A 17,951-nucleotide genomic window follows, 5' to 3' on the forward strand; every position below is an offset into this window, starting at 1 on the left:
AAAAAAATGAGTTCTATAAATCTTCAGGAAAGCCAACTCTCTGGCTGCGAAAAATATATAGCAATCGTTGTTGACGAATCGGGTTCGATTAGCTCCAATGAAGCACAGCAAATTAGAGGCGGGCTGACTTCATTTATCAATTCTCACACCCAAAGCAACATCACACTTTCATTAATCGGAATGTCTAACAGCGATACTGCTGTTAGACCCGATAATGTTATCCAGAAAAAAATTGCAGATAACAAACAGGATTTTTTAAACTGGATCACTTTATTTGGTCAAGGCAGAGTTACTGTTCAGTCTGATTATTGGGCTTCTGGTTTAAATGAAGTCAGGAATCTGGCTGTTACTCCTGATATTGTTTTTGTTGTAACAGATGGTGTTCAGGTAAACAATTCTCAATTCTTAAAAGATATATTCACAGAGTTAAACTTAAAATCGCAGGTTTTTGTTTATGGTGTTACAAGTGAAATTGGAAGCGAAAATGAGTTAACAACTCCGTTAAATACGTTTTTGGGCAGAGAACCAAAATTAAAATCAAATAAACTTACTGCTTTAGATTCAGATTATCTTAGGGTTCCTGATTTCAGCACTTTAGAGATAGAATTAAATCAACTTATTACTGATTTGAATAATGCTCAAACAGGTTGTATTTCGAATGTTAGCATTATTGAAAATAAAATTGTTTACCCAGTTTTAAAGAAAGGCAAAAAAGTAAAGGAAGCAGCCGGAAGTCTTACTCTTAGAAATAAAAGCCGTGTTCCGCTTACATTAAGTGCAGGAACAAGAATTCATCAAAAAAGCAGTTTAAATGGTTTAATTTTCAGGCTTCAAAATGCTGTTACAATTCCCGGATCGGGTCAGGTTGATGCTGCGGTTCGAATTGAAGGAAAACCATTAACTCTTGGAAATTCTACAGCTCCAATTTTTCTGGACAACGTTAAAAATAATGCCGGATTCAGCATTAACTTTAATGTTGGTAAAGGATCTGCTGTAATTGATATTGATTCATCAAAAACAAATCTGCAGTCTACTTATTTGCAAATTGCAGCTGCCGGATCGAGAGGAGTTGACAGTACAAAAGGAATTCACCTTCGCTGGATGCTTACTGGAAAATTAGGAGAAAAACATCTTCCAAAAGGAGATTTATATACAGGTGAAATATTAAATCATAATAAACCAGATGACTTCGTAAAAGTTTACAGAGCTCCTTACATCAAGAAAACTCATGTTTTAGATTTAAGTGAAAAACCAAATGTTGTTGATAATCAAAAAGCATTATGGATTTATAAACCTCTCAATTCAACAAGATCAATTTATGTCACTTTTCATAATGTAACAAAATATAAATCGGTTAAACTTGCTATAGATCCGCTGGTTAATCCTGCTGATTTTATTCAGGCTTATGGAAATAATTTGATCGAAATTGAAAATAAATCTGAATTATTTTTTGCTGCTGAACTAAACTTTTCATCTGTAAACACTTCGAGCAAAGTAAGGTTAGAAACGCTATCTGTTGCCGAAAATAATTTTATTGCAGAAAAAAAAGTTTCAAATCGTAAAACGTATTCTTCATCTCAAATAGACAATATTCGTTTGGTTTCTGAAAACGGAAAAAGTATCCGATTGAAAGCTGATAAATGTCTTTTACATTCAATCAATTTTGAGTTTTACTCAGATTTTATCACGCAGACAAATACAACGGGAGACTGGACTTTAAAAGGAAAATATGCACTAAGTGATGACGATACTAAAGTTTTTGAACAATTAGAACCAAAGCTAAATGCCGTTCATGGAAAATGGTTAAAGTATAATGAAGACGACTATGTAAATATTGCTAATTATAAAGATAAATGGAATAGGTTGACAATTCCAACTGATGAAAGTGATAAAAACATTAAACAAATTCTTAATCAATATCTTGAATTAAGTAAAAAAGCTGATAATCCAACTGCATCTGAAATAATCAATTTTGGAGATCTTGATGCAGGAAGAACTTTAACAGAAGAAGAAAAGTTAGATGAAGATAAATTCACGAGGATATCTTATCTGGAGCTCTTAAACATTGCAGCAAATGATTATCACATTGCGCGTATGTTAGGCTTGGGATGTATTGATATGGATGACGAAGTTTTATCTGGAGAATTTGTTTATCTAACAGAATATACAACTTTGGGTGATTTGGATGGTGCTGGAGCAAAGGAAAGACAGCATCTTTCTATGAGTATTCCAACATCATTAAATACAGAACGTCAGTCTCTTCCTGTACAATTAAATAAAATTGTTCCTGGATTAAATATGGATTCTGATGAAAGTCAGACTGCAAGCATTACAGATCCGGAAGGATACAGTTTTGATGGAAAGAAAAGATATGTAAGTTTATTTATGGATGATGTCATGGATTATGACGTTAGTAAAGACCATAAAGATTTCTTTAAATCTCCTGAAGAATATGACGGAAGTACTTTTACATTTCCTGTTTACGTAGGAGTTGATTATAAAGTTGAAGAGCTGGATGACAATTGGGTAAAACCTGAATTATCGCATGATATCGAATACAAGAATGTTAATAAAAATCTTGAAGAATCGAATTATGAGTCTGTTCCTATTATTATTCCTGAATCTGGAAAATCGATTATAAATATCCGTCAGAAAGAAGTAGGCGAAAAAAATTATATCTACCAGGGATATGGTATTAATATTTTCTCGAGAGCAACAACCGGAAGACAAATAAGTATTAAATCAGATATTAAACCGGCAAACAATTTAATGCCGCCAAGTAACATCAACTCGCTTTTAATTACAGACGAAAGTCCGTTAATGTTTACTTCAGCTTCTGAACAAGAACGTCTTGGCAAGATTACAGGAACTGATAAAACATTGGTTAGAATATTGTTTGATTATTACTCAGCTCAGGAATTGACAAATTATACGCTTCCTGCAGATATGTCTGCTGAAACAGCAAAAGATGACAAAAACAGCATTTATCCTGATAGTGAAGAAATATTTGCAGATCATTTTAAACTGTATTACAAAGATGGACTTCCAGAAGTTGAATATGCTGCTATTGATGACATTATTGATAATGGCACAGATAATTTGACTTCGATTGTTAAAATTAAAGAATACAAAGTCTTAAGCAGTGGTCAGGAAATAAAAATTTCATTAACAGAAGACAACAAAAAAAAGTATGACGGTGGAATCCTGACTATTGGAGATCAAAATTATGTTGTAAAGAGCATTGAAGTTGTTACCAAAACAGTAGGTCTTGATAAAGTATTTGATTACGCACTAATTGAAATCTTGAAAAAAGAAGTCAGCGACAGTGTTCACGCAGATGGAGATGCCACAATAGATTCTGATCAAATTAAATCAATTCAGATGCCTGAAAACAGATTGTGTACTCTTGTACAGAATATGCAGTCATCTTGTAACTGGCATAAACCGGGAATTGATTTTAAAGTTGAATACCCAGCTTATCTTAATGAGATTCATCGTGAAGTTATTCAGCCAAAAAGCGAAAACACAAAAGATTTACAACTGGAAAAAACCAGAGGAATCTTTAAACCTGCTGTAATTGAAAGAGTTTTGGAAAAAACTTATGAAATGAATGCAGATGGAACATATAAATTAGATGTAAACGAAGATCCTATTCCTCTAGCTGTAGGTGAAGACTTAATAGAAAAACACTTAGGATTATACAAAATAACTTTCCCTGCTTTTAATTTACCTCAACATCCTCAATTCAAAAACGGAAACGAAAATTCTGTAGAATGGTCTAATGGTATTGTTCGTTTGTTTAGAAAAAGTGCTGTGAAAGCCGGAAGTACAATTCACGTAGAATCACGAAAAGAATTTAAAGTAGTTCGAACAGAAAATATTGGTGAAACAGGTGACTTAGTTTTATATATTAATGATACCGATTTCAAATTAGGAGATTATGTCAATCAGATAATAGATGAAAATTATAATGAAATTATTATCGGACAGCAAGAAGTAAACTACTATCCTAGTTATAAAGTTTACCTGTACGCAGATTCTGCATCTGGAATTAATGAACAAAATATTCAGCCAAGGGCAAATGAAAGTACGCACTACTCTATTTTCGGAATCAGCACACGTGCTGTAAGACCAACTTTCAAATACAAATCAAAGATTAGTATCCCTAGTCCGATGTATGCTGTTAAAATTGAAAAACCGGTAAAACCTGAAGAGATTAAATGTGATAGTTATTATGCTACAAGGCCAGATTTTTACAATCGTTCGACTTTCACTTTTACAACAAGATATAAAAAAGACCGTAAACCTTATGGCGCATTGCATTACAGAGCCAATGAAGAAAGCTTCTTAAATGTTTTGTACGAAAGAGAAACTATAAAAACGATTCGTGAAGAACTACAAAAACTTGGTGGAAATGATGAAGTTAATTTTAGAGACAGATGGAAAAACTTTTTAAACTTTAATGAACTTGAAACAGATGGTCACTATAAAACCTTTCCGCAAAATAGTCCTGAAGGCTTTGCTTTCCCATTACCGGATAATGAAGAATTAAAAAATCTAATTAACGATTTTATTAAATGGCATAATGAAACACTACCTGGAACAATAGACGATGAAGTAGAAATCACATCGATATCAGCATTAAATCAAGTTATAATCTCTAAAGGAGTTGAAAATCCTGTTTTGGCTGTCCATTTTATTAAAGAAGCTATTCAATCCGCTTTTGTTCCCTTAACGGAAGTGCCAGTTATTTATGAACACATTAAAGGAGCAGAATATACTCCAACTAATAAAAAGCAAACTATTAAAGATAAAAATGGTCATGCCTTAAAACCAACTGACACAGATTTTGATATTGCTCCAATGATGAAAATCGTAAACGAAACTGATAATATTACACAGTTTACAGATTTTAATCTTGATGGAAATTCGCAGAGTATTTATTTCTATGCTGTTCGTGAAATGGACATTAAAATGAATTTTAGTCAATTTAGTGATCTTTTAGGGCCTGTAAAATTGGTTTCTTCAACTCCGCCTAAAATGCCGGAAATCAAGAGAATTATGCCAGTTCTTGAAAATCAGGTTTTAGGAATTAAACCTGCTATTCAGTTTGAATTAAATGCTTATCTACCAACATCCAACATTAAGAAAATTAATATCTACCGTGCTAAATCAATGCAGGAAGCACAATCGATAAGAACAATGACTCCGGTTAAAGAAATTTTAATTGATGAAGAAACTTTGTCTAATGAATTTGATAATGTCTGGACGGTTTATGACGAATTTGAAGATTTGGAATCTGTTCCGTTTGGAGATGGTCTTTTCTACCGAGTTACAGTTTCAAGAGAAATCGAATATGAAGATTCTAGTTCGACTGAATTAAACCCAATCGTTAATATTGATTATGCGCCTTCGCAGCCATCAAAAATTACGGCTACTATAATTGCAGATAATGTTTCGCCAGAATCTCCAGTATTAGAAGCTTCGGGAATCGAAACCGGAGCAAACGAAGAAATCTTTAAACCCGTAATTTTTAGCTGGGAAAAAACAGTTCATAATGGTAAATATCATTTGTATAAAATGAATAATCAAGGCAACTGGGAGAAAATTCACGAGAAAGCGTCTAATGAAATTATTGTGAATTTACCTCTGCAGGAAACTAAACTGGGAACAGATCAATTAGTAATTAAAAATGAAGATGGTGAAAGAATTTACCATCACTTCAAAGTAATTTCTGAAAACTCATCAGGTATGTTCAGCAGCGAAGAAAAAATTCTAACTCTTTAAACCAAGAAATACCAATGACTAACCTCATTGGTATTTAAATCAGGTTTTATTCAACAAACATTTAAAGCAAGAAATAAAATTAAATAACATGGCAACAAGCAGAAATGACTTTCACAGCAAATTCAATAATGGAGATATTCCGTTACATGCTGATTTCGTCGAAATTTTTGACAATTTCGTTCACAGGCAAGATGACAAAGCCGATTTTCAAATGGTTGAAACTGGTACATCTAACGAACATTATATTACTCCCGCACTTTTAAGATCAGTTTTTCAAAATTCAGGAATTATTTCCGGTAACTGTTACTTCCCTTTAAAAGAGTATCGAGATGATTATACCGGCTCATTAATCGAATTAGAATACCCACCTATTGAAAACAGTGTTAAAGTATTCAAAAACGGACAATTATTAGGGGAAGATGAAGATTATGTATTAGACTATGATCATGCAAAAATTAGTTTCCCTGAGGGAATTATCGACAGAAATATTGAAATCAATTATTGGTATCAGAACATGAATCCAATATTGGAAGATTCTGACTCCATGTATGGGAAATCTTCCATTCCGTTTAAAGAAAATTTTAGTGCCGATGTTTTTAGCAGTGATACTATTACGCTGCAAAACAAACCTCTAAAATACAGTGTGAAAATTTACAAAAATGGGCAACTACTTAGAGAAGATAAAGATTATTCAATTGTTGACGGCACCAATGTCATTACGTTTTCTGAAATAATAAGCAACCGTAATATTGAAGTAGATTATTGGTTTGCAAGTTCAATATCATTGAATGATCAGCAATTAAAATCAAAATATGTTGATTTAAAAACAAATCAAACTATTGAAGGAAATAAAACTTTTACCGGAGATACGCAAAGTAAAAGTTTCATTAAAACTGGCGGTGCTTCTAACGAATATCTTATGGCAGATGGCTCGGTTTCTACCTCTACAGCTTCTGATTATGATGCAGGACATTCTGGTTTTGATATGTTAACAACAAGCGGTTATCAAAAACTTAGTAACGGGTTAATATTACAATGGGCTTATTTAACATCGGGCAGTGTAAGCTACAGTTTTCCTCTTGCCTGGCCAGTGGGAGCTTTTAGTGTGGTCTTATCTACTATTAGAGATTCTTCTGGTAATAAAGGTTTTAATCATGTCGCTAATCTTTCAAAAACATCATATCAGGCGATTATTGACGGTAACTATGGTTACATGTTTGCAATTGGACGCTAATCTAAAATTTAAAATAAAAAAATTATGTATAAAGGAACATACAACGAAGATGGAGAATACACAGGCTTTTATGTTGAAGGGATTCATGAAAATATTCCACAGCCAAATATTGAATTAACTACAGAAGAATGGCAGCAAGCGTTATCTAAAAATTACAAGGTAATTGATGGAAAACATACCTTTTCTGCTTTCGTACAGAACGAGGATACTATTTTAGAAAATCTAAGAACAACCAGAGATACATTGTTAACTGATTGTGACTGGACTCAACTAGGTGATTCTCCTCTTTCAAAACAGAAAAAAACAGAATGGAAAAATTACAGACAGGCATTAAGGGATTTAACCAATCTCGATGACTTAACATCTATTGTCTGGCCTACACAACCATCATAATAAAAACAATTGTTCAATGACTTTCTAATAGTTTTTAGAAAACAAAAGACAACATTATTATTTATTAAAACATAATGTATGGAAGAAAATACAACATATAAACCTTTTAATTATTTAGATAATTACACTCCTATAGAAGGTGAGGTGGTTTTTTATAATACAGAAAAAACATTAGCGGTTAAAAAGAATGATTGTTCGAAAGAAACATCTGGAAATCTGGTCACTTTAACTGCAAGTGCCAATAAATTTGTATCAACTGAAAGTATAGCCGATGCAAATGAACAAGCTGAATCATGGCTAAATGCAAATGTTCAAGCTTATGCTAATAACACTGGAATTTGCAGTATTAGAGAAACAGCTTGGCGTGGTGTGAATCCTTCGTGCGTAATTGAACCACCAACAACCTTACAGCCTTTCGACTACATGGTTATAAGATACAAATGGGCTTTAGGTGCAGGGAAAGATCTTGACACTTTTACCGGATTTGTTAACACAGGAACTCCTTGGGATAATAAATATATGGGATATGGTCATGGCCAAGGAACTGAGTTACCAAACTACAGCAATATCTCCCAATCTTATATTATGTATGCTGGAGACAATCAAGAAAACAACGGCGTTGAGGCCTGCTTAATTAATTTCGACAAATTGTCATCTGATAATATTTCTTTAAAATCGATTCCGGTTAGAATAGCTGCTGCTTGGTTTGGTCAATTTGGGAGTGGAAATATAGATATTGAGATAACGACTTTTTCAGGAGGAACTATGGAAAAACTAGGATTTGATTTTATTAACATAGACGGCTCTCAAATACAACAGTTGAATTTTTCGAAAAAGATTCCTTATCCACCTAAGTGGGTAAACGATGTAAATGAAGTTACAAACATTGGATATATAACATATAATGTAGACTCTTCAACAGCAAAAGTCGTAATAACTTATTAAATAACATGGCAAATACAGGATATAAATCTTTTACTTTATTAGAAAGATACTATAAAGACGATGGTTCTTCTACGGGAGATACAAAACCAAATGTGGTAACAGATCCGGATTATATTGCACCAATTTTTGACACAACAAGCTGTCCTCAAGATGTACGATATTATAATACAGAACAAACTAAAACTGTAACAAAAAATAATTGTTCAGCAGGTGAAGCCGGTACAGAAGTCACCCTTACCGCTTATGTTAATCAGTTCGTATCTGAGATTAGTATTACTGACGCAAATAATCAAGCCATTGCCTGGCTGGAAGAAAATGCACAAGTTTATGCCAATAATTTAGGGACGTGTATACTTAATATCCCGGTTATTTCCAGCACTCTTTCAAGTGACGGAATGACTATAAATTTATCATGGATTGTCCCACATGATGATGTAAGAATTACAGGATATCAATTATATAGAACTCTTGATTTAAATGGTGATTGGTTACCATACAGATCTATAAATATTCCAGATCTAAAATCATTTTCAGATACCTCATTAGCAGCCAATACTACTTATTATTATAAGGTTGCAACAAGAAGCGCAACTGGTTTATCAACCCCAAGTAATATAACTTCTCAAACTACAGGCGATAATTCTACAGGAGGACCAGGTGGCAGCGGCGGAAGCTGTTTCGTTGAAGGCACATTGATTACGCTTCCAGATGGTTCTAAAAAAGCTATTGAGGAATTGCATCTGGAACAACTGCTTCTTTCTGCCGAAATTGAAACATTAATTGATACCAATAATGCTAATGAGTTATATAAATGGTCTTCTGTTTCCTTGTTGGAAAGAAGAATAACATCGCCAATTACTAAATTAACGCAGAAAGATGCTTATAAAACAATAATTGTAAACGACGGATTGTTAGAGGCTACTCCAACTCACTTACAACTTATTCAACGTGATGGTTTGTGGAGATTTATCTCTCTTGGAGATATTCAGGTTGGAGATAATCTTTACACTATCAATAATGAAATCATTCCGGTTACATCAGTTAGAATTAATTTAGAGAAAAGAAGAATTTTCCCTTTAACATTAAATCCATTTCATACCTATTTCGCAAATGGAATTTTAACTCATAATTATAAAGAGGGAGAAAATCCAAATCCATAAATTAAAATTGGATTTATAGAGTCTAAAAATAATTTACTTTTTTAAATCTCTGTGATTTAAATCAAATTTTGGCAACGGAAATATCAAACAAATCCAGCTTTAATCAATTTGGGTTCAAATTTTTTAAGCTGGATTCTAAAGAAATAATAAAAATTAATTCAATCAATCATAAAAGTGGATACAAATTATAACAGAATAAAAGTAGCTGATTTAGAAAAAAATGAACGTGACAAAATCTTAACAACAAATTCTAGTGGTGAATTAGAATTTAGCGATGTCAATAATATTAAAACTGATAGTTACAATGCGTTAGATTATGTTCAGGATGGTAAATCATTAGATGCCAGGCAAGGTAAAGTTTTGAAAGATTTGATAGATAATAAAGTTGATAAAATTACAGGTAAAAGTCTTGTTTCAGATACTGAAATTACCCGACTTGCAAGTATTTCTAATTATATACATCCGGCTAATCATCCACCGAGCATAATTTCTCAAGATACTAACAATAGGTTTGTAACTGATACAGAAAAAACAAACTGGAACTCTAAACAATCCTTGTTTACCGGTGTAACAAATTTTATAGCAAAATCACTAAATCCAATAACACTAATTTCCAGCAGATTATTTGATGATGGAACTTTTTTTGGGATTGGTACGATTAGTACTCCCAGTAAAGATATAACTTTAGGAAAGCAAATTAATAGAGAGATTGGTATTGAACAATCAGATTCATCTACAAAAGGTCGTGATCTAATTATAACTGCTGGCCGTACTATCAATTATAATGACAATCCAAATTTTAACACAATAACACAAAATATAGGAAATAATGCTTTCTCAATAACAGGGCTTCAAAATAATAGTGTTTATGCTTCAAGGTATGGAGGTGATATTTATAAACAAACTGATGGACTTGGACCCTTTTCATCTACTGGCTTAGGAGCTGCTTCTAAAAGATACTCCTCGTTAACTTCTTTATATAATAATGTGTACGACGCAAGATTTGAAGGTGATATTTATATGCAAACTAATGGAACAGGGCCATTTACATCTCTAAACCAAGGCAATAAAAATTGGTTTGCTATGGGAAGTTTACCTAATAATAATGTTTATGCTGCTGTTTTTAATGGAGATGTTTATATGCAAACTAACGGTACTGGTAATTTTTTACCATTGAATCAAACCTCTAGGGCTTGGAGTGGATTAGCCGGTTCACCAACAAATAATATGTATGCTATCGTACAGTCGTTGGATGACATTTATATTCAGCTCAATGGTATGGGGAATTTTATTCCATTAGGAGTCAATAAAAGAAACTATACTGCTATTACTGTTTCATCCAATAACAATATCTATGTTGCTGTACAAAATGGAGATATCTATATGCAAACAAATGGAATCGGACCTTTTGTCGCTACTGGACAAATAAGTAGAGATTGGACTGCGCTTGGTTCTGCTCCAAATGGAAATGTATATGCAATGACAAGAAATGGTGATATTTATATGTTAGCAAATTCTGGCTTAGGGGCTTCAAATTTAGACGGTGGAACTTTAAAGTTTAAAGCAGGAACTGCAAAAGGTAATGGAAAAAGTAGAATTGAATTCATTACTGGACAAAAAACCACATCTGGGACTAATATGCAAATTGAAACTTCAAGGGCTTATATTGATGAGAATGGTTATATGATCTGGTTAAACATGCCAACTTATGCAGATAATTCTACAGCTATTGCCGCAGGTCTTCCTGTAGGATGTGAATACAAAACGGCAACTGGAGATCGTAAAATTGTTTACTAACTGCTTACTAAAATGTAAGCCTTACGTATGACGCAAGATATAAATTCCCATCATCTTATTAAATCATAATAAGAGACAAAATGATGCGATAACAGTAATAAATGCAACATACACTTATAATACAATTATTCAGAGAAAACTTTTCTATTACAATTGAAAAAGCAAATTTACTTTTTACACAAGAACCAGTACTAAAACATTTTATACTTTTTATTTCATCATGGGATCTTTATTACAAAATACAATTTTTGGAAGAACTAAAAATTCTTTCATTTCTACTTGGCGAACTTCAAATACTTCTACAGGTTCAAGTACTTCAAATCAGATAAAGCTGCCTTTAGGGTCGCAAGGAGTCTATAATTTTACAGTAGATTGGGGAGACGGAACTACAAATAATATAACTACTTGGAATCAACCACAAGTCACTCATACGTACTTTTCTGCTGGCGACTATACAATTAAAATATCAGGAATTTGTACCGGATGGTTTTTTTCAGGAGCGAATACAGATGTATTAAAGTTAATCTCTATTACAAACTGGGGAAAATTTAAACTGGGAAATGGTAATTTCTTTGGATGCGCTAATCTTACATTAAATAATGTTAGAGATGTTCTGGATTTATCACAAACTACATCTCTTAGTAATAGTTTTAGAAATTGTACATCACTAACAACTATTAATAATATTAACAAATGGGATACTTCAAACATTTACTCATTAAATATGACTTTTTATGGATGTTCATTATTTAATGATAATATTGGAGCATGGAACGTTTCTAACGTTGTTGATTTTAGTGGAACTTTCTATTTAGCTGCTGTATTTAATAACGGCAATAGTGCTGACATAAACAATTGGACCATTAAAAACAGTGGATCAGTATTAATGTCGCAAACATTTGCAAATGCCACTGCATTTAATCAGCCTATAAACAATTGGAATGTTCAGGCAGTAACTACTTTGCTAAATTTTCTTAATGGGACATCTTTTAATAAACCGCTTAATCTTTGGAATACTTCAAATGTCACTATTACTTCAGGAATGTTTGCTGAGACACCATTTAATCAAGACATAAGTAATTTTAATATGTCAAAAGTAACTAATGCATCTGTAATGTTTCGAAACAGTAATTTTAATAATGGCGGAAATCCTGGAATAAATTTATGGAACCTCGACTCTGTTACAAATATTGGTGGAATGTTCCAAAATACACCATTCAATCAAAATATTGGGGCGTGGAACGTTAGTAGTGTAATTAATTTCGCTAACATGTTTCAATTGGCTTCTGCTTTCAATAACGGTGGAAGCTCGTCCATTGGAAACTGGAATACGAGTTCAGCAACGGCCATGAATAATATGTTTCAAAATGCAATTTCATTCAATCAAAACATAGGAACATGGAATGTTATTAATGTAACTAATTTTTCTTTGATGTTTTCAACCTTTACGACACATGCATTTAATAACGGTGGCAATGATACAATTAACAATTGGATATTAAAAAATTCACAGCCTATTGTAATGACTCAAATGTTTACTAACAATAATTCATTTAACCAACCTTTAAACAATTGGGATGTCTCGGCAGTAACAAGTATGTTTCAAATGTTTTCAGGTACAAAAGTATTTAATCAACCTTTGACCAATTGGAATGTTTCATCAGTAACAAATATGTCTCAAATGTTCCTTAATGCATTAGCATTTAATCAAAATATAGGATCCTGGAATATTGGCAATGTAACTGTATTCACAGGTTTTATGAATGGTAAAAATCCATCAAATTTTTCATCTTTAAACTTAGATGCAATTTATAACGGATGGAGTACCTTACCAACTGTAAAACCAAATCTTGCTTTAGAATTTGGAACAATAAAAAGAACATCAGCATCTACTGTTGGAAAAGCAATTTTAACTGGAACGCCAAACAATTGGACAATAACAGATGGTGGAATATAAATGATATCCAATTTATTTAAATATTATCCTTCATAAAAATTTCAAAAAACTTATCTAATCACAATAAATAAAAACAAAAAATGATCACAAAAAAATATAACAGAATTAAGGTAGCCGATTTAGAAATAAATGAGCCAAACAAAACTTTAATAACTAATGGATTTGGCGAATTAGAGTTTAGCGATGCAACTGTTGTCACTACTAATAATCTTAAAACAATCAACGGAGAATCCCTTGTAGGAAGCGGAAATATCGATTTATCAAACAAACAAGATATTGCTAATCAGGTTGAAATAGCTACAAGTCAAACTATTCCTTCGTCATGGCATGGAAAAACAATCCTTTTCACAACAAGTTGTACAATTACAGTTCCTGCTTCTTTGCCGGCAAGTTTCATTTTTAACGGTATTACGCTGCCCGGAGTAAGTGTAACCTGGGCAATTACAACACCTCATACCTGGTTATTTGGAACTCCTTCTGTAACAGCTGAAAAACAAATTTTTACTTTCACAAAAAGAGGTAGTACAAATAGTATTTTATTATTAGGAGTATAAGTTATGGGAAGCTTATTACAGAATACTATTTTTGGAAAAAAATATAAATTGTTAAATAACTTAGTCGCATATTATAAATTTAATGAAAATGTTGCTGAATCTACTGGTCTATCTCCAAGTGGAACAGCGACAAATACAAACTATGTTACAGGAAAAATAGGAAGTGCAATAAATTTTCCTCTATCAAATGTAGCTTATGTTGATATTCCAAATACAGCAAACTTGAGTTTTACAGCAGGAAACGGATCGGATATTCCGTTTTCTATTTCTTTCTGGTTTTATACATCTAATTTTTCAACAACGGGCAACTGGATTATAAATAAAAGAAATAATTCCACAGATGTTGAATGGCAAATACATTTAACCCCTTATGGAGCTGCAACATTAACTAAATTTTCAGGTGGATCAAATGCAGTTTATCAAAGTGCAATAACCTCAAATGGAATTATTGCTTTAAATAATTGGTACCATATCGTAGTTACTGATAATGGTTCAAAAATAGTTTCAGGAACTAAAATATACATTAATTCAATAAGTCAAACAATAAACGATACAAGTATTGGTCAATATTTAGGGATGAATATAGGTAACAGTATAACCAGAATCGGTGCTGCTAACTGGACTTTAGCATCCACCTTAAGACATGTTGGATATGTTGAAGAACTTGGTATTTGGAAAAACAGGGTATTAAATCAAAATGACGTTAATAAATTGTATAATTCGGGGAATGGTATATCATTTCCCTTTTAGAACTGTAAATCATTCATTTTAAATAAATGTCCTTGAGTATCAAAACTGCTCAGGGACATTTTTATTATTCATAATGAATGTACTTCATTTTATGAATTTTATCTATTACATAAAGCCATCCTTCCTAAAAAACAATTAAATTTGGAGACCTTAAATCACCAAATTAATTATGAATTCAAAAAGAAATTCTTATTTATCCGCCTTACTAATGATACTGTTTTCTGTATCATTTTCATACTCTCAATCTACAACTTCAAAAACAGAAAACAAATCTAAATTATTTGAAGAAACGGCAACAGACAGTGACTACTTAATGTCTATTGAAAAAGCCGGAGATGTTTTGCAATCAGCTGCTAATGATGCCGAATTCGAAGGAAATACTTTTCACTTGTTTGGAGAAATTAAACGAACCGAAAGTAAACTTGATTTAATATTAGCAAGTTTAAAAGGTGCAAATCCGAATGTGCGAAATCAGCAAATGTATCGTATCGTTTTAAAAGAAATCGAACAGGAATTAAATGATCAAAATAAAGCGATAGATCACCGAAATGCAAATCTTGAAAAAATTAAAAGTAAAATTCTTGATCTGCGTAAAGACAAAACTCTATTTACACTTATAAAAGATACCATTCGCAGAAAACAATTTAAAACAGAATTAGCCAATCTTAAAAAAAGATATCTTAAAACGGACAGCCTGATGACGAAAAATCAGGAAGTTTTAAATCTCAAAAAAAGACTGACAGTAGAACATAAAATTGCTGTTTCAAACGCCTTAACAACTGTAGAAACAAAACTCGAAAAATCTGGAATCAGTATTCTTAAAAAAGAATATCCATCATTATGGAGTACTGATACTACAGCAAAAAAAGTAGTATCGCACAACATTAAAGCAAAAGTTATAATTGAAGAAAATGTTGCCGCTTATTACTTAAGTTACAAAGCCGGCGGATTAATTACGTTATGTTTTTTCATGGGACTTTTGGCCTGGTATATTTCACGCAATTTGAAATATTTAAAATCTAACGGTCATGCAGAAAACCTTTCTCTTTTTAATTTTAAATATTTAAACAGAGGCGTTATTTTACCTGTAATTGTTATAGGCTTAAACATTGCTATAGTTACAAATTTATATGCTCCTGCCCTATTTTTAGAACTGCTTCAGTTAGGTTCTTTAGGTGTGCTTACAATTTTATTTAAGAATGACTGGTCTGGAAAATCAATGCGCAACTGGCTATTACTTTTCGGATTATTTTTTGCACTTTGCTTCCTTGACCTTTTTATTGAAGTTGGATTGTTTCAACGCTGTTCTTTTATCATCATAAATATTCTGGGAATACGATATGGTTTAGTTCAAATTAAAAGTTTAAAAGATCAATTGTATATCAAAGGATTCTTTAAATGGGCCAGCATTATTTTTATCGGATTAAATGGATTATCAATTCTTTATAATATTTTCGGAAGAGTTTCACTTTCAAATATGTTGAGTTTAACTGCTTTTATTTCGCTGACGCAGATTGTTGCTTTAAGTGTTCTCTTGAAAATAATTCTGGAAATAATCCTTTTACAGATTTACACCACACGTATAAAACGCGGAATCGAAAAAATATTTGATTTCGAGAATGTATCTGATACACTGAAAAAACCATTTATAATTATAATCAGCTATATGTGGCTGGTTGTAATCGCTTCTAATTTAAACATTTGGGAATCGTTACGTACTTCTCTTGGAAATTTACTAAGCCGTCCAAATACGATTGGAAGTATCACTTTCACTTTAGGGAATATTGTATTGTTTTTCATTATTGTCTGGGCGGCACATTTACTACAGAATTATGTGGCTTACTTTTTTGGAGAAATTGAAGATGAAAATGAAGAAAACATCAACAAAAGACAACATTCAAAATTATTAATTACCAGACTTATTGTTTTAATTGTAGGTTATCTTTTAGCCGTTGCAGCTTCTGGAATGCCTTTAGATAAATTGAGTATTCTTTTAGGAGCATTAGGTGTCGGTGTTGGACTTGGGCTTCAAAATGTGGTCAACAATTTTGTTTCGGGAATTATTTTGATTTTTGATAAACCAATTCAAATTGGAGATGTTATTGATATTAGTTCTGAATCTGGACGAGTAAAATCAATGGGATTAAGAACAACCAAAATCAATGCTCCAAATGGTGCCGAAATTATTATCCCAAATGGTAACTTATTATCTCAAAACATCACCAACTGGACGTATACCGATAATTTTAAACTCGTAGACATTGCTATTGAAATTAGCGGCGATGCAACTCCAGAAGATATAAATGCAACTATTTTAAGTTCTCTTGAAAGTCTTCCTTTAGTAAATAATACCAAACCATCTCAGATTTATTATAATTCTATTTCTGATGGAAAATTTAAAATACAAATTAAATTCTGGTGTAGTATTTACAGAACCGAAGAAACTATAAGTACAGCTAAACAAGTTTTGTTTAGTAACTTTAAAACAAAAGGGGTGACTTTTTCGACATAGAAATTAGAAAAAATGGTTTGAATTATGCTTAAGTTTTTCAAACCATTTTTTTATTGTAAAAATTTAATTTTCTTTATTATTCAAATTAAAAAAAGATAATGGATTTTCTAGAAATAATATCCGTCAGATATCTCCTCGAAGTCTTAGGGGCATTTACAAGACATCTTTGTGTTCACGAGCGAGACCCTCGCACCAGCAGGGGAAATATAGGTTTTAATGGAACTTTAGGAATTCCAAAAATAGGATATGGTTTATCATATGACATGTACGATAATTTTGAAGGGAATACCGATGTATTCTCTGGAATGCGAGATTATTCAATGGGTTATACAGGCTCGTTGCTTTTTGGTGGAACATATACTAAATCCGCAGAAAGCGATTTTAAAGGTTTCTGATAAAGGTGTAGAAACAAAAAGTATAAATTTATTAGCTGGATTTAATGGAGGAGCTACAGGATCTAGAACAATAATTTTTTATAATTCTAAAAACAGGTAACAATGAAGTGCTATTGCTATTTTTTGAGTCTATCTTTTTTAATATTCAATTCTTGCTTAAAAGCTGATTGTGAGAGTTTATTTGAAAAAAGAAAAAACGATGACTTCTTAATTGTAGTTCAAGAGATTCCTAATACAGGGGGTTATAGATTCAACATTAAAGGAATTAATCCTACTACAGGTAAAAAAATTGAATATAAAAATGATGGTTGGAGTGAATATAATAATCTTTTTCAATAGGAGATACAATAATAAAAAGAAAAGGGGAAGTACTTTTTAGTATTCATAAAAAGGATACAATTCTATCATCATCATCTTGGCAATGCGAAGGAAAAACTTACAAATAAAAAATAGCATTGTCCTTCTAA

11 protein-coding genes are annotated in these 17,951 nt (G+C 32.1%); all 11 read left to right on the top strand.

From position 1 onward, the window contains the following. Window positions 1-6: 6 nt before the first annotated feature. The 11 genes from FLAPXU55_RS16225 to FLAPXU55_RS16275 all read left to right on the top strand — a co-directional run bounded on the left by FLAPXU55_RS16225 (window position 7) and on the right by FLAPXU55_RS16275 (window position 17,484). Complete coding sequence (locus tag FLAPXU55_RS16225; protein WP_180859451.1) at window positions 7-5,787, top strand: VWA domain-containing protein; 5,781 nt, start codon at window positions 7-9, stop codon at window positions 5,785-5,787. Between the two features lie 88 nt (window positions 5,788-5,875). Continuing rightward, a complete protein-coding gene (locus FLAPXU55_RS16230) occupies window positions 5,876-7,021 on the top strand; it encodes a gp53-like domain-containing protein (protein ID WP_180859453.1) in 1,146 nt (381 codons plus the stop codon). 24 nt (window positions 7,022-7,045) lie between these two features. Next, a complete protein-coding gene (locus FLAPXU55_RS16235; protein WP_180859455.1) occupies window positions 7,046-7,414 on the top strand; it encodes a tail fiber assembly protein in 369 nt (122 codons plus the stop codon). A gap of 78 nt (window positions 7,415-7,492) precedes the next feature. Next, a complete protein-coding gene (locus FLAPXU55_RS16240; protein ID WP_180859456.1) occupies window positions 7,493-8,359 on the top strand; it encodes a DUF5977 domain-containing protein in 867 nt (288 codons plus the stop codon). 5 nt (window positions 8,360-8,364) lie between these two features. Further along, complete coding sequence (locus FLAPXU55_RS16245) at window positions 8,365-9,519, top strand: DUF5977 domain-containing protein (protein WP_180859457.1); 1,155 nt, start codon at window positions 8,365-8,367, stop codon at window positions 9,517-9,519. Window positions 9,520-9,693: 174 nt separating this feature from the next. After that, the gene (locus tag FLAPXU55_RS16250) at window positions 9,694-11,316 is read left to right on the top strand and encodes a beta propeller repeat protein (RefSeq protein WP_180859458.1); all 1,623 of its coding nucleotides are present in this window, start codon (window positions 9,694-9,696) and stop codon (window positions 11,314-11,316) included. 220 nt (window positions 11,317-11,536) lie between these two features. Beyond that, window positions 11,537-13,273, top strand: a complete 1,737-nt coding sequence (locus FLAPXU55_RS16255; RefSeq protein ID WP_180859459.1) for a BspA family leucine-rich repeat surface protein — start codon at window positions 11,537-11,539, stop codon at window positions 13,271-13,273. 80 nt (window positions 13,274-13,353) lie between these two features. Next, a complete protein-coding gene (locus FLAPXU55_RS16260) occupies window positions 13,354-13,827 on the top strand; it encodes a hypothetical protein (RefSeq protein WP_180859460.1) in 474 nt (157 codons plus the stop codon). Window positions 13,828-13,830: 3 nt separating this feature from the next. Beyond that, the gene (locus FLAPXU55_RS16265) at window positions 13,831-14,577 is read left to right on the top strand and encodes a LamG-like jellyroll fold domain-containing protein (RefSeq protein WP_180859461.1); all 747 of its coding nucleotides are present in this window, start codon (window positions 13,831-13,833) and stop codon (window positions 14,575-14,577) included. A 169-nt stretch (window positions 14,578-14,746) separates the two neighbouring features. After that, the gene (locus FLAPXU55_RS16270; RefSeq protein ID WP_180859462.1) at window positions 14,747-17,089 is read left to right on the top strand and encodes a mechanosensitive ion channel family protein; all 2,343 of its coding nucleotides are present in this window, start codon (window positions 14,747-14,749) and stop codon (window positions 17,087-17,089) included. A 98-nt stretch (window positions 17,090-17,187) separates the two neighbouring features. Beyond that, complete coding sequence (locus FLAPXU55_RS16275) at window positions 17,188-17,484, top strand: hypothetical protein (RefSeq protein WP_180859464.1); 297 nt, start codon at window positions 17,188-17,190, stop codon at window positions 17,482-17,484. The last annotated feature ends 467 nt before the right edge of the window (window positions 17,485-17,951 follow it).

Origin of the sequence: Flavobacterium panici (genome assembly GCF_903819335.1) — a bacterium.
GTDB lineage: Bacteria > Bacteroidota > Bacteroidia > Flavobacteriales > Flavobacteriaceae > Flavobacterium > Flavobacterium panici.

What these genes read in the sequence shown, in the direction of transcription:
- FLAPXU55_RS16225 (WP_180859451.1), top strand. Translation starts at nt 7, where the DNA reads ATGAGTTCTATAAATCTTCAGGAAAGCCAACTCTCTGGCTGCGAAAAA.
- FLAPXU55_RS16230 (WP_180859453.1), top strand. Translation starts at nt 5,876, where the DNA reads ATGGCAACAAGCAGAAATGACTTTCACAGCAAATTCAATAATGGAGAT.
- FLAPXU55_RS16235 (WP_180859455.1), top strand. Translation starts at nt 7,046, where the DNA reads ATGTATAAAGGAACATACAACGAAGATGGAGAATACACAGGCTTTTAT.
- FLAPXU55_RS16240 (WP_180859456.1), top strand. Translation starts at nt 7,493, where the DNA reads ATGGAAGAAAATACAACATATAAACCTTTTAATTATTTAGATAATTAC.
- FLAPXU55_RS16245 (WP_180859457.1), top strand. Translation starts at nt 8,365, where the DNA reads ATGGCAAATACAGGATATAAATCTTTTACTTTATTAGAAAGATACTAT.
- FLAPXU55_RS16255 (WP_180859459.1), top strand. Translation starts at nt 11,537, where the DNA reads ATGGGATCTTTATTACAAAATACAATTTTTGGAAGAACTAAAAATTCT.
- FLAPXU55_RS16260 (WP_180859460.1), top strand. Translation starts at nt 13,354, where the DNA reads ATGATCACAAAAAAATATAACAGAATTAAGGTAGCCGATTTAGAAATA.
- FLAPXU55_RS16265 (WP_180859461.1), top strand. Translation starts at nt 13,831, where the DNA reads ATGGGAAGCTTATTACAGAATACTATTTTTGGAAAAAAATATAAATTG.
- FLAPXU55_RS16270 (WP_180859462.1), top strand. Translation starts at nt 14,747, where the DNA reads ATGAATTCAAAAAGAAATTCTTATTTATCCGCCTTACTAATGATACTG.
- FLAPXU55_RS16275 (WP_180859464.1), top strand. Translation starts at nt 17,188, where the DNA reads ATGGATTTTCTAGAAATAATATCCGTCAGATATCTCCTCGAAGTCTTA.